A 13005-nucleotide genomic window follows, 5' to 3' on the forward strand; every position below is an offset into this window, starting at 1 on the left:
GCTTCCATGATCCGACCGAAGTCGATGCGCGCCCTCGGGGCCGCGCTGCTTGCCACCGCCGCGCTCAGCGCGTGCAACAACGACGAAGACCCCATCGGTCCGGTGGAGCCGGGCGCCGCCGTCATCAGCGCCGACATCACGACGAACCGCACGCTGTCGAAGGACACCGTGTACACCCTGCAGGGCTTCATCAAGGTCACCAACGGCGCCACGCTGACCATCCCGGCCGGCACGCGCATCGTCGGCGACTTCGAGACCGTCGGTTCCGCGCTGTTCGTCACCCGCGGTGCGCGCCTCGTCGCGAACGGCACGGCCGCCGAGCCGATCGTGTTCACGTCGGAACGTCCCGTCGGCTCGCGCCAGGCCGGTGACTGGGGCGGCTTGATCATCATCGGCAACGCGACCTCCAACCGTTCGGGCACCGTGGTGCTCGAGGGCACGGGCACCGGCCCGTCGAACCCGCAGCAGGTCTACAGCGGCGGCACGACGGACACGGACAACAGCGGCACCCTGCGCTACGTGCGTGTCGAGTTCGCCGGCTACGCCACGGCGACGGACGCCGAGCTGAACTCGTTCACGTTCGCGGCCGTGGGCTCGGGCACGACGATGGAATACCTCCAGGTCATGAACGGCCTCGATGACTCCTTCGAGTGGTTCGGCGGCACGGTCGACGGCAAGTACTTCGTCTCGTACGAGTCGGGTGACGATCACTTCGACATGTCGGAAGGCTACCGCGGTCGCCTGCAGTACCTGATCGCCTACCAGAGCCGCCTCGTCATCCCGCGTCCGGGCGCCGGCAACGCGTCCAGCGATCCGCAGGGCATCGAGAACGACGGATGCGCGGGTGCCGGCTGCGACAACGGCCAGAACTCGACGCCGCTCACCACGCCGGTCGTCGCGAACTTCACGCTGGTCGGCCCGGGTGCCGGCACCGACGTGGATCCGACCTCGGGGGGCTACGCGATGGTCCTCCGCCGCGGCACGGGCGGCTACTACGTGAACGGCCTCGTGGCCCGCTGGCCGAAGGCCGCGCTCTCGATCCGCGACGCCGCCACGCTCACGCGCGTCACGGAAGGCACGTTCGACGCCCGCAACATCCTCGCCCTCGAGACGCCGGCGCTGTTCCACACGAATTCGCTCGCGGACTCCACGGCCCGGAACCTTGTCCGCAACACCACGGCCACCGCGGCGCAGCAGTTCACCACGCTGACGCTGCCGGCGACCAGCGCGGCCTCGTTCGACTGGACGCCGCAGGCGGGCTCGCTCGCCGCGACCGGTGGCTTGGCGACCTTCACCGGCAACATGGCGACGGCCGCCGGCACCTTCGTGACGGGCACCACCTACCGCGGCGCAGCGGCCCCGGGCGGCACGAAGTGGTGGACCGGCTGGACCGTGTACTACGTGAACTAACGCCCTACATTTAGCAGAGCGGCCGGCGCCCACCGGGGCGCCGGCCGCTCTCGCTTTGGAGACCCCCGATGCCGTCCCTTCGTTTTCGCGTGCTGCTCCTGGTCGCGATCGCCGTCACCGCGGTCAGCGCCTGCGACCGCGGCACTCCTGGCGCCGCCACCGTGCAGGAGTATCCACCGGGCTACGTCGTCGACTCGGCGCTGCCGATCGATACGCTGCTCGCCCGCTTCCGCGCCACGCTGCCCGACACGCCGTCCACGCTGGTCGGCGGTGAAGTCTCGCCGGAGCGCCTCACGCGCGCGCTCCTCGGCGCCATCTCCGCACAGGACACCGCGACGATCCGTCGCCTCGTGCTCAACCGCAGCGAGTTCGGCTGGCTCTACTATCCGCACACCCGTTACACGCGCCGCCCCTATGAGCTCGGGCCGGACCTGCTCTGGATCCAGGTGAACGAGAACAGCGAGAAGGGCATCGTTCGCCTGCTGCGCCGCTACGGCGGCTCGCGCCTGCGCTTCGAGGCGCTGGCCTGCCCGGACAGCGCGACCGTCGAGGGACCGAACACGATCACGGGCCCCTGCACCGTGACCTTCGCCGCGGCGGACTCGGCGGCGCGCACGCTCCAGATCTTCGGCTCGATCATCGCGCGCGACGGGCGCCACAAGTTCGTCAGCTACGCCAACGAGCTCTGACATGGACCCCCGACCGCCGCGTCGCAACGTCGGACTGCTGCAGGGCGCCGCCCTGCTCTGGCTGGGGCTGCTCGTGGGCTTCGCGGTCGGCATCGAGTACATCCGCTCGCGACCCGTGCCGCCGACGCCGTCGGGCGGCATCGACCTCGTCGGCGCGGGTGCCACCTTCCCGTATCCGCTGTATCGCCGCTGGTTCGCCGACTACGGCCGCGAGACGGGCGTGCGCATCAACTACTTCTCGGTGGGCAGTGCCGAAGGCATCCGCATGCTCCTCGACGGCAACGCGGACTTCGGCGCCTCTGACCGCCCGCTCACGGCGGACGAACGCGCGCGGGCGCGCTGCGGCCCCGTCGAGATCCCCATGGTGCTCGGGGCGGTCGCGGTGGCGTATCGCCTGAGCGACCTGACGACGCCGCTGCGTCTCGACGCGGACGTCCTCTCGGACATCCTCGCCGGCCGCATCCGCCGTTGGGACGACGCGGCGCTGCGGGCGCTGAATCCCGGCGTCGCCCTGCCCCCGCTGCCGATCACGGTTGTGCGCCGGGCCCGCATCACCGGGACCAGCGCCATGTTCGCGCGGTATCTCGCCTCGAGCGCGCGGGCGTCGGGCGACGCCGCGCTGACCGCGGCCGGCGCCCAGGTCGAGGGCAATGAAGGCGTGACGGCGGCGATCAGCGCGCAGCCGGGCGCGCTTGGCATCGTCGAGTACACCTACGCGATGCAGGCGAACCTCGACGTCGCGGCGCTCCGCAACGTCGCCGGCGCCTTCGTGCTACCGAGCCCGGCGTCCATCGCCGCGGCGGCCCGTGAGCGACTCGATGCGTCGAGCATCGACACCACACTCGGTGTCATCGGCGCGCGGGATGCCGTGGCCTATCCGGTGGTCGGCGTCACCCGCATCGTGGCCGATGCGGCGCTTGGCGACACGGCGCGTGCCGCGCACTTCCTGGCCTTCGCCCGCTGGGCCCTCGGCGATGGCGCCGCGGTCGCGGCGGAAGTAGGCTATGCAGCGTTGCCCGACGCGATCGCCGACGCCCAGCGCCGACGACTCGCCGCCCTGCGGCCCGGCCGCTGCCCCTCGCCCCGCACGCCGTGACGCACCCGAAGCCGAGCGAGAGTCCGTACCGCAGCGCGCGCGACGAGCGCGAGCAGCGCATCGCGGCCATCGACATCGGTTCCAACTCCATCCGGCAGATCGTCGCGGATGTGTTTCCCGACGGCACCATCCGCGTCGTCGATGAAATGAAGGCCGCGCCGCGCCTCGGTGCCGGCCTCGACGAACTCGGGCGCCTCGACGATGGCCATATGGCCGAAGCCATCGAGGCGCTGACGCGCATGGGCACCTTGGCGCGCCAGCTCGGCGCCAAGCGGATCGAGGCGGTGGCCACCAGCGCCGTGCGCGACGCCGCCAACGGCCAGGGATTCCTGACCCGCGTACGCCGCGAGACCGGACTCAAGGTCCGTCTGCTGCACGGCGAGGAAGAGGCGCGGCTCGCCTTCCGCTCGGCGCTGGCGCACTTCGAGCTCGGCGCCGGCCGCTCGGTCGTGATGGACATCGGCGGCGGCTCTCTGGAGTTGGCGCTCGCGGCTGAAGGCTTGGTCGAGCGGCTGATGACCTTCCCCTTCGGCGCGATCCGCATGACGGAGCAGTTCCTCGCGGGCGGCAACGGCCCGAAGGGCGTGAAGAAGCTCCGGAAGCACGTGCGGCAGGCGATCCGCAAGGCACTGCCGCTGCGCGACTGGCGTGGCGCCGAGGTCATCGGCTCGGGCGGGACGTTCACCAACCTCGCCGGCATGTTCCTCGCACGGCAGGGCATCCGCGTGCGCAGCGTGCACGGCACGCGCATCCCGCGGCACGAGGTGGAACACATCCTCGAGCAGCTCGCGGCGATGACGCCGGAGGAGCGGCTCGCGGTCGAAGGCTTGAACCCCGGTCGCGCCGACATCATCGTGGCCGGCCTCGCGGTGGCGGCGGAAGTCCTGGCGCGCGTCGAACCGCGCGAGCTCGCGGCCAGCGGCTATGGCATCCGCGAGGGACTGCTGCTCGAGACGGCGCGCGTGAAAGCCGTGATCGCCGATCCGGGCGAGGCCCGCGAGCGCTCCGTGATGGCCTTCGCCGAACGCTGCCACTACGAGGCGCCGCATTCGCAGCAGGTGCGGACCTTGGCCCTGCAGCTCTTCGATGCGTTGGGCACGCGCCTCGGCTGCGACCCGGCGGACCGACAGACGCTCTCCGATGCGGCGCTGCTGCACGACGTGGGCTACCACATCAACTATCAGGGCCACCACAAGCACTCGTTCCACTTGATCCAGCACGCCGACCTGCTCGGCATTCCGCCTGACGAGCAGATCGTGATCGCGCACGTGGCGCGCTACCACCGCGGCAGCGAGCCCAAGCGCAAGCACGAGGAGTTCTGTTCGCTGGACCGCGAGACGCGCGAGCGCATCCGACGCCTCAGCGCCATCCTGCGCGTGGCCGACGGCCTGGACCGCGGTCACGTGCGCGCCGTGGAGCGCGTGAAGGTGCGCTGGCTCGAGCGCGCGATCCGCGTGACGCCGGTCCCGCGGCGCGCCAACGCGCCGCTGCGGCTCGAGCTCTGGGGCGCGAGCCGCAAGAGCGGCCTCCTGGCGGATGTCGCGGGCCTGCCGGTGGAGATCGTCGGGCCGGACGGCACGGTGTACGTGCCGGACGACGCCGACAGCGCCTGACTAGATCCCGAACTCGAAGGACGTGCGGGCCGTCCAGCCGCCGCGCGTCGCACCGGTCACGCCATTGCGGTAGTCGTCGCGGATGGCTTCCGCCTGCCACTTCACGCGGTGCCCATGGAAGTACCGCGTGAACACCAGGGACTGCTGGCGTTGGCGCTCGAACTGTGCCCGCACATCGGCGTGGGGATCCACCGTGCTCCAGCGCGCGCCGATCTCCACCCCGCGCGGGAAGTAGTACGACGCCTGCACGTTCGTCCCGCTGCCCGTCAGGACGGCCCGCGTCGAGGCTCCGGACGTCGTGATCGGATTGGCCGCCCGGCGCTGTCCGAACTCCATCGCCGTCGCGAATCCGCGGTATTTGAACAGCAGGTCGGCGAGCAGGACGTCCATGTCCCGCGGCGCGTAGAGAAAGCGCCCGAGTTGTCCACCGGCACGCTCGGCCTGGTCGTTGTGGTTGAGCGTCACGCCCAGCGCCAGGCGCGGCGCCGGTTCGCGCAGGAGGTCGCCCTCGAAGTTGTCGCCGCCGCCCGTGAATGCGCCCAGCGGATGCACCTCGACACGCCCCGTGTAGGAGAGACCAGGATTCCCCGTTTGGACGGACCGTCCCTCGCCGCTCGTGACGGCGGCGCTGAGGATGACGGGCCGGGTGCTGCGTCCGCGCGTGTATGTCGTCCACAGCCCCATGTCACGGTCGATGGTGAAGGCGCCGTTGACGATGGAGCGGTCCGGAAACTGCTGCTCGCCGGAGGAGATCACGCGCTGCCGGTTGCCTGGCAGCTTCGTCTGCCCGCCCATGATCACGAGCTGCGGGGTGGCCTGAAAGCTCACCGTCGCGTCACGCAACACGTTCGGGAAGCCTGAGTTCTCGAAGTCCATGTCGCCGCGCGAGAACGACAGCTGCACGTTGACCTTGAAGCGCGGATCCCAGACCACGCTCTCGAAGCGGAAGCGCGCGCGGCGGATCGCCATCGTCGCGCTGCTCAGCCCCTCGGCCCCGTCGTCCCGGGAGAACACCGCCCACTGCTGGATGCGGAACCGCAACGCGAGGTAGCTGAAGCCGTCGCTGCCGGAGAAGACGAGGCCCTTGGAGGTGAAGTCGAGCGGGCGGCGGGCGGCGGAATCGCGCGGGGCGGTGGTCTGGGCCGCCGCGATCGCCGGGAGGACACACAGGGCGACGGCAGCGGACCGGACGATGGACAGGTTCATGTCGCGAAACCTGTCGTGACCTGTTCGTTGCGTAAAGCCTCGTGACGCGCTCAGCCCGCGAACGCCCGAAACTCCGCCGTCGAACTGGGGGGCCGTCCCGGCGCGCCGCCCTCGCGCCGCAATGCCGAGGTCTCGAACACGAAGGCCCCGCTCTCGCGACTGCCGCCCCAGCTGTCGCGGAGGAGCATCCGGTGCGTGGCGCGTTCGCCGCGACCGGGCTCCGGGTGCCGCTGCACGTAGGTGCCGTCGGGCTGCAGGTCCCAGGCCTGCCGGTTGTCGGCGAGGCAGACCTCGAGCACCGACTGCAGGCGCTTCTTGAACAGCGCATGCTCCACGGGCGTCACGACCTCGACTCGGCGATCGAGGTTGCGGGGCATCCAGTCGGCCGATCCGAAGTAGTACTCCGGCGCGCCGTCATTGCCGAACATCCAGATGCGCGAGTGTTCGAGGAAGCGCCCGATGATGCTGATGACGCGGATGCGCTCGGAGAGCCCGACCACGCCGGGCCGCAGGCAGCAGATGCCCCGGATGATGAGGTCGATCTCGACGCCCGCTTGCGAGGCCTCGTATAGGGCCTCGATGATCTGCGAGTCGACGAGGGCGTTCATCTTGGCGATGATGCGCCCCCCGCGCCCGGCCCGCCCGTGCGCCGTCTCGCGGGTGATGAGGTCCATGATGCGGCCGCGCATGTTCACCGGCGCGACGATCAGGCGCCGATACTCGCGCTGGCGCGAGTATCCGGTGAGCGAGTTGAAGAGCTCGCTGATGTCGGCCCCGATGGCTTCGTCGCAGGTGATCAGCCCGAGGTCGGTGTAGATGCGGGCCGTGCGCGTGTTGTAGTTGCCGGTCCCGATGTGCACGTAGCGGCGGATGCCATCCGCCTCCTTGCGCACGACCAGCGCCGTCTTGGTGTGCGTCTTGAGACCCGGCAGGCCGTAGACCACGTGCACGCCGAACGATTCCAGCGTGCGCGCCCAGGCGATGTTGTTGATCTCGTCGAAGCGCGCCTGCAGCTCGACCAGCACGGCGACCTGCTTGCCGCGCTGCGCCGCCTCGGTGAGCGCCTGCACGATGGCGCCGTCGCCGGAGGTGCGGTACAGCGTCATCTTGATGGCCAGCACGTGCTCGTCGCGCGCCGCGCTCTCGATGAAGGTCTCGACCGAGGCCCCGAACGAGTCGAACGGGTGATGGACGAGGATCTCCTGCTCACGCACCACGTCGAAGATCGAGCGCGTCGTGTCGCGCAGCTCCGGCGGCACGGCCGGGATCAGCGGCGGCTCGCGGTGTTCGGGGAAGTCCAGCGACGACAGCGGCATCAGGTCCGAAAGGTCGAGCATCGGCCCCGGGATGTGCAGCTCGCGCGAAGTGAGCGGCGCCATCTCCGGCGCCTCGCTGCCGCGGATCTCGTCGAGCAGCAGCTCCTGCAGGTGCGCCGGCGTCCCCTCCTCCACTTCGAGGCGCACCACTTCACCGAAGCGACGCTGGAAGAGCTGCTCCTCGATCGTCGCCAGCAGGTCTTCCGGCTCCTCGGTGTGCGAGATCTCGAGGTCCGAGTAGCGCGTGATGCGGAAGGTCCAGGCGCCGAGGATCTCCATCCCGGGGAACAGCGTGTCGAGCCGCGCCGCGATCAACCGCTCCAGCGCCACGAAACTGTTGGGCCGGCCGGTCGGCACCCAGCGCGGCAGCGACTTCGGCACCTTCACGCGGGCGAAGCGGATGTCGCCCTTCTCCGGATCTCGCAACTCCACCGCCAGCGACAGCGACAGGTTGGAGATGTACGGGAACGGATGGCCGGGATCCACCGCCAGCGGCGTCAGCACCGGGAAGACGGTGTCCTCGTAGTACGTGCCGATCGCGGCGCGTTCGTCGTCCTCGAGCGTCCGGGGATCGAGCACCCGCACGCCGACGTCCGCGAGCGCGGGCAGCAGCGTCCCGTGCAAGAGCGAACGGGCCCGCGCGTCGAGCTCGCGGACCCGCAGGTCGATCAGGTCAAGCTGTTCCGCCGGCGTCAGCCCGTCGGACGGCGTCTGGAGCACGCCGGCCGACAGCTGCCGCCGGAGGCCCGCCACGCGCACCATGAAGAACTCGTCGAGGTTCGAGCCGTAGATGGACAGGAACTTCACGCGCTCCAGCAGCGGCGTGCGCTCGTCCTCGGCCTCGTGCAGCACCCGCGCGTTGAACTCGAGCCACGACAGCTCGCGGTTCAGGAACGCCGGGTTCTTCGAGGCCAGCGGGATCATCGGCTCAGCCGCGGAACGCGGCGACGAGCAGGTACGAAATCGCCGCGACCGCCGCCGAGGCGGGGATCGTGATGATCCAGGCCCAGATCATGCGGCTGGCCACGCCCCAGCGCACCGCCGAGAGGCGCTGCGTCGCGCCCACGCCGACGATGGCGCCCGAGATCGTGTGCGTCGTCGACACCGGGATGCCGAGGAACGTCGCAAGGAAGATTGCCGACGCGCCACCCGTCTCGGCGCAGAACCCGCCGATGGGCCGCAGCTTCGTGACGCGCGAGCCCAGCGTGTGCACGATGCGCCAACCGCCCATCAGCGTGCCCATCGCGATGGCGAAGTGCGCGCCGAGCTTGATCCAGAACGGGATCTCGTCGCCCGACGAGATGTAGAAGTGCCGGAGGAAGCCGGTCTCGTCGACGAAGTACATCTGCCCCGCGACGAGCAGCGACACGATGATGCCCATGGTCTTCTGGGCGTCGTTGGCGCCGTGCGACAGCGAGAACAGGGCCGAACTGGTGATCTGCATGCCGCGGAACAGCGGCTCCATCTTGGCCGGCCGCTGGTTGCGGAAGAGCCACATCGTGCCGACCATCAGCGCCCAGCCCGCCGCCATGCCGACCAGCGGCGAGACCACGATGAAGATGATGGTCTTGGTCCACCCCGACGCGATGATCGCCGGGAAGCCCGCCTTGGTGATCGCCGCGCCCGCGTAGCCACCGATGAGCGCGTGCGACGAGCTCGAGGGGATGCCGTACCACCAGGTGATGAGGTTCCAGGTGATCGCGCCGAGCAGGCCGGCGAGGATCACGTCCGGATTCACCACGGCGAGGTCGATCATGCCCTTGCCGATCGTCTTCGCGACCTTGGTGTCGAAGAGGAACAGCGCGAGGAAGTTGAACGTCGCGGCCCACACGACGGCCGTGAACGGGCTGAGCACCCGCGTCCCCACGATGGTGGCGATGGAATTCGCCGAGTCGTGGAAGCCGTTGATGTAGTCGAAGATGAACGCCACCAGGACGATGACGAGGATATACCAGACCACGGCGACGCTCAGGAGTTCTTGAGGGAGATGCTCTCCAGCACGTTCGCGACGTCCTCGCACTCATCCACGGCGTGCTCGAGGTTGTCGTAGATCTCCTTCCACTTGATCACCTCGAGCGGATCCGGCTTGCCGGCGAAGAGATCGGACACGGCCTTGCCGTACAGCGCGTCGGCCTTCTCCTCGAGGACCTTCACCTGGCGGGCCGCCTTGTGCACGGCCTGCGGGTTGCGGATCTCCTTCACGCCCTGCGCGAGCACGGCGCAGGTCTCGACCAGCACGTCCATCATCTCGATGGCCGGGGCGCGGCGCTCGTTGATGTGGAACATCGTGGCGCGACGGGCGGTGCCGTCCATGAGGTCCACGACGTTGTCGAGGCGGTTGGCCAGGAGGTGGATGTCCTCGCGGTCGAGCGGCGTCACGAACGAGCGATCGATGCGCTGCATGATCTCGTAGGTGAGGGCGTCGGCCGCGTGCTCTTCCGCCTTGACCTTGGCCACGAGCTCGTCGAGCCGCTCGGGATGCTGGAAGAGTTCGCGCAGGAAGGCGGCCGAGGAGTTCAGGCGCGCCGAGAGCTGATCGAAGAGGCCGAAAAAGCCTTCGTCCTTCGGCAGGAATCTCACGTGGGGGTCCGCCCTAGGCGGTCGGTGGAGAGTTCTGGGGCGACCGGATGCGTCGGTCGTTAGAGCCCGTCAAAGTTACCCGCCCCCCCGGGGGCACGGCAAACTATTTAGGGGCCTCCGTAACAGAACTGTTACGCGACCCTCAGTGACGGATGTCCAAAAGCCCGCGCTGCAACAACATAGCACGCCTGCGTGCGGTCAGTTCGTCGCGCTCAAACGCGCGCACCAGCAGCGCACCCGCCACGAAGCCACCCACATGGGCCCACACGGCCACGCCGCCACCGGTTTCGGGAAGCGCCGCGAGGTCCGGCAGACCGAGCAGCACCTGCAACCCGAACCACCACAGGAGCACCACCCACGCCGGCAGCGGGATGATCCGGAAGAAGATCACGAAGATGAACAGCATGCGGACGCGCACCCGCGGGAACAGCACCAAGTACGCGCCCATCGCCCCGGAAATGGCGCCTGATGCGCCGACGGTCGGCACCGGTGAGCCGGGCTGCATCCAGACATGCACCGCCGCCGCCGCGAGGCCGCAGAGCAGGTAGAACAGCAGGAACCGCCCCCGCCCCATCACGTCCTCGACGTTGTTCCCGAACACCCAGAGGAACAGCCCGTTGCCCAACAGGTGCGCCCAGCTGCCGTGCAGGAACATGGAGCTCAGCGGCGAGATCCAGTTCAGGGGCTCCGCATCGACGACGCAGAGCAGCGTGCGGGTCAGCGGCACGCTCGTCCCGAGCGGCGCAGCCCCCGTGAGCTCAGCCGGCACCATGCCGAGGTTGCAGACGCTCATCGCGAGGATCTCGACGTCGAAACCCGCGCCCTGCAGGATGACCCACGCGCTGGTAATCCCCGCCAGCAGCAGGATGGTCATCACGGGAATGCGGACCGTCGGATTGTCGTCGCTGAGAGGAATCATCCCCGCGGTCCTGTCACCAGAGGGCTGGTCACGGTATTCGGAGTGTCAAAATGGCACGAATCTTTGGCCCAGAGCTTGCCGTCAACTATCGACGTAACTACGTCCGCGGCCGAAAGCTGGCGGGCGTCCGACTCCGAAAAGATACCTTCCCGAGGAACGAATGGCAGACAAGGTGATTGGCATCGACCTGGGTACGACCAACTCGGTCGTCGCGGTGATGGAGGGGGGAGACCCCGTCGTCATCCCGAACGCCGAGGGCGGCCGGACGACCCCGTCGGTGGTGGGCTTCAGCAAGGACGGCGAGCGTCTCGTCGGCCAGATTGCGAAGCGTCAGGCGGTGACGAATCCCGCGAACACGGTGTTCTCGATCAAGCGCTTCATGGGCCACAAGATGGCCGAGGTCGAAGCCGAGCGCGCGCGCGTGCCGTACAAGGTCGTGCGCGGCCAGAACGATCTCGTCAGCGTCGAGGTGCAGGGCAAGACCTACACGCCGCCCGAGATCTCGGCGATGATCCTGCAGAAGATGAAGCAGACGGCCGAGGACTACCTCGGGCACTCGGTGTCCAAGGCGGTCATCACGGTGCCGGCGTACTTCAACGACGCCCAGCGCCAGGCCACCAAGGACGCCGGCAAGATCGCCGGCCTCGAGGTGCTGCGCATCGTCAACGAGCCGACGGCCGCCGCGCTGGCCTACGGCCTCGACAAGGACAAGAAGAAGGACGAGAAGGTCGCCGTGTTCGACCTGGGCGGCGGCACCTACGACATCTCGATCCTCGAGCTCTACGAAGTGGACGGCACCCGCCAGTTCGAGGTGAAGTCCACCAACGGCGACACGCACCTCGGCGGTGACGACTTCGACCAGAAGGTCATCGACTGGCTCGTGGCCGAGTTCAAGAAGGACCAGGCCATCGACCTCTCGAAGGACCCGATGGCGCTGCAGCGCCTCAAGGAAGCGGCCGAGAAGGCGAAGATCGAGCTCTCGGGCACGATGAGCACGGACATCAACCTGCCGTTCATCACGGCGGATGCCTCGGGCCCCAAGCACCTCAACTACCAGCTCACGCGCGCCAAGTTCGAGCAGCTGGTGGATGACCTCGTGCGCCGTGCGATCCCGCCGATGGAGAAGGCCTTGAAGGACGCCGGGCTGACGCCGGCCGACATCGACGAGGTGATCCTCGTCGGCGGCTCGACGCGCATCCCGAAGATCCAGGAGATCGTCAAGGAGTTCTTCAAGAAGGAGCCCAACAAGGGCGTCAACCCGGACGAGGTCGTCGCGGTGGGCGCGGCCATCCAGGGCGCGGTGCTGACCGGCGAGCAGAAGGACGTGCTGCTGCTGGACGTGACGCCGCTGTCGCTGGGCATCGAGACGCTGGGCGGCGTGACCACGGTGCTCATCCCGCGCAACACGACGATCCCGACGAAGAAGTCGGAGACCTTCTCGACGGCCGACGACAACCAGACGACGGTCGAGATCCACGTGCTGCAGGGCGAGCGCGAGCTGGCGCTGCACAACAAGACGATCGGCAAGTTCCAGCTGACGGGCATCCCGCCGGCCCCGCGTGGCATGCCGCAGGTCGAAGTGACCTTCGACATCGACGCGAACGGCATCCTCCACGTGACGGCGCGCGACAAGGCGACCGGCAAGGAGCAGAAGATTCGCATCGAGGCCTCGAGCGGCCTGTCGGACGCGGAGATCGACCGGATGGTGAAGGACGCCGAGAAGAACGCCGCCGAGGACAAGGCGAAGCGCGAGGAGATCGACACGCGCAATCGCCTGGACACGCTGGCGTACCAGGTGGAGAAGGAGTCGAAGGAGTGGGCCGACAAGGTGCCGGCCGACGCCAAGACGCGTCTCGACGCCGCCGTGGAGCGCGCCCGCAAGGCGCACCGCGGCGAGGACATGAACGAGGTGAAGGCTGCGCTCGAGGAGCTCACCGCCGCGTTCCAGGCGGCGGGCCAGGCGGTGTATGCCGCCGGTGCCGCGCAGCCGGCCGATGCCTCGGCGCCCACCGACGGTCAGGGAACGGCCGACGCCAAGCAGGACGACGTGGTCGAAGCCGACTACGAAATCGTGGACGACAGCAAGAAGTAGGACGGTTTCGCCGGCGCGTCGGAAACCATCGCCCCACATCGCGGTACTTATAGGGTGTGGGGCGAACGCCCAATCGAAGGGCCG

Annotated in this window: 10 protein-coding genes; 5 read left to right on the top strand and 5 right to left on the bottom strand. The window is 68.9% G+C overall.

Going from position 1 to position 13005, the window contains the following annotated elements; all coding sequences use genetic code 11:
• Positions 1-6 precede the first annotated feature (6 nt).
• From Strain318_RS10445 to Strain318_RS10460, 4 genes are all read left to right on the top strand, one after another.
• Complete coding sequence (locus Strain318_RS10445; protein ID WP_367885644.1) at positions 7-1410, top strand: T9SS C-terminal target domain-containing protein; 1404 nt, start codon at positions 7-9, stop codon at positions 1408-1410.
• Positions 1411-1478: 68 nt separating this feature from the next.
• Positions 1479-2099, top strand: a complete 621-nt coding sequence (locus tag Strain318_RS10450) for a hypothetical protein (protein ID WP_367885645.1) — start codon at positions 1479-1481, stop codon at positions 2097-2099.
• A 1-nt stretch (position 2100) separates the two neighbouring features.
• A complete protein-coding gene (gene pstS, locus Strain318_RS10455; protein ID WP_367885646.1) occupies positions 2101-3195 on the top strand; it encodes a phosphate ABC transporter substrate-binding protein PstS in 1095 nt (364 codons plus the stop codon).
• A complete protein-coding gene (locus Strain318_RS10460; protein WP_367885647.1) occupies positions 3192-4808 on the top strand; it encodes a Ppx/GppA phosphatase family protein in 1617 nt (538 codons plus the stop codon). The genes pstS and Strain318_RS10460 overlap by 4 nt, the downstream gene beginning before the upstream one ends.
• Here the strand turns inward: Strain318_RS10460 and Strain318_RS10465 are convergent, their stop codons facing one another.
• The 5 genes from Strain318_RS10465 to Strain318_RS10485 all read right to left on the bottom strand — a co-directional run bounded on the left by Strain318_RS10465 (position 4809) and on the right by Strain318_RS10485 (position 10829).
• A complete protein-coding gene (locus tag Strain318_RS10465; RefSeq protein WP_367885648.1) occupies positions 4809-6014 on the bottom strand; it encodes a porin in 1206 nt (401 codons plus the stop codon).
• Between the two features lie 50 nt (positions 6015-6064).
• Entirely contained in the window at positions 6065-8254 is a 2190-nt protein-coding gene (gene ppk1, locus Strain318_RS10470; protein ID WP_367885649.1) for a polyphosphate kinase 1, read from the bottom strand.
• Positions 8255-8258: 4 nt separating this feature from the next.
• A complete protein-coding gene (locus Strain318_RS10475) occupies positions 8259-9290 on the bottom strand; it encodes an inorganic phosphate transporter (RefSeq protein WP_367885650.1) in 1032 nt (343 codons plus the stop codon).
• A gap of 8 nt (positions 9291-9298) precedes the next feature.
• Positions 9299-9910 (bottom strand): DUF47 domain-containing protein, encoded by a 612-nt coding sequence (locus Strain318_RS10480; RefSeq protein ID WP_367885651.1) that lies wholly within the window; start codon positions 9908-9910, stop codon positions 9299-9301.
• A gap of 142 nt (positions 9911-10052) precedes the next feature.
• Positions 10053-10829, bottom strand: coding sequence for a rhomboid family intramembrane serine protease (locus tag Strain318_RS10485; protein WP_367885652.1), 777 nt, complete (start codon positions 10827-10829; stop codon positions 10053-10055).
• A gap of 160 nt (positions 10830-10989) precedes the next feature.
• Between Strain318_RS10485 and dnaK the strand changes: the two genes are divergently transcribed.
• Positions 10990-12921 (top strand): molecular chaperone DnaK, encoded by a 1932-nt coding sequence (dnaK, locus tag Strain318_RS10490; RefSeq protein ID WP_367887952.1) that lies wholly within the window; start codon positions 10990-10992, stop codon positions 12919-12921.
• Positions 12922-13005 lie beyond the last annotated feature (84 nt).

Source organism: Pseudogemmatithrix spongiicola (genome assembly GCF_030623445.1).
Lineage (GTDB): Bacteria > Gemmatimonadota > Gemmatimonadetes > Gemmatimonadales > Gemmatimonadaceae > Pseudogemmatithrix > Pseudogemmatithrix spongiicola.

Excerpts from the sequence above, each read along its gene's own strand:
- Strain318_RS10465 (WP_367885648.1), bottom strand. The coding sequence starts at position 6,014 with ATGAACCTGTCCATCGTCCGGTCCGCTGCCGTCGCCCTGTGTGTCCTC.
- dnaK (WP_367887952.1), top strand. The coding sequence starts at position 10,990 with ATGGCAGACAAGGTGATTGGCATCGACCTGGGTACGACCAACTCGGTC.
- Strain318_RS10485 (WP_367885652.1), bottom strand. The coding sequence starts at position 10,829 with ATGATTCCTCTCAGCGACGACAATCCGACGGTCCGCATTCCCGTGATG.
- ppk1 (WP_367885649.1), bottom strand. The coding sequence starts at position 8,254 with ATGATCCCGCTGGCCTCGAAGAACCCGGCGTTCCTGAACCGCGAGCTG.
- Strain318_RS10450 (WP_367885645.1), top strand. The coding sequence starts at position 1,479 with ATGCCGTCCCTTCGTTTTCGCGTGCTGCTCCTGGTCGCGATCGCCGTC.
- Strain318_RS10445 (WP_367885644.1), top strand. The coding sequence starts at position 7 with ATGATCCGACCGAAGTCGATGCGCGCCCTCGGGGCCGCGCTGCTTGCC.
- pstS (WP_367885646.1), top strand. The coding sequence starts at position 2,101 with ATGGACCCCCGACCGCCGCGTCGCAACGTCGGACTGCTGCAGGGCGCC.